This is a genomic window from Peribacillus sp. SIMBA_075, assembly GCF_046534585.1.
The window spans coordinates 1-246 of sequence record NZ_JAWRYN010001317.1 but is presented as its reverse complement, the minus strand read 5'-3'; the positions used below and the strand labels follow the sequence as shown (position 1 = coordinate 246).

General features: G+C 45.9%; 1 pseudogene. It reads right to left on the bottom strand.

Features of this window, described 5'->3' with window-relative positions:
• Nucleotides 1-182, bottom strand: a pseudogene (locus SB775_RS32620) (ABC transporter substrate-binding protein); the annotation flags it as partial.
• Nucleotides 183-246: the final 64 nt, after the last annotated feature.

Genomic DNA, 246 nt, shown 5'->3' with positions numbered 1-246 from the left:
AAAGTTGCAGTACGGACAATACCATCCGGTACGAAAGTAAATCCGGTTACTTTTTTGTTCATACCGAGCAATACGTATTGGTGGTACATGTATGCATAGCCAGCTTCGTCTTGCAGAAGTTTTGCTGCTTCGTCGTACAGTGCCTTACGTTTTGCCTCATCCAGTTCTCCGCGAGCTTTCAAAATAAGCTCATCCAGCTGCGGAATCGAGATACGTCCATTGTTGTTGTTAGCGCCAGTCACAACC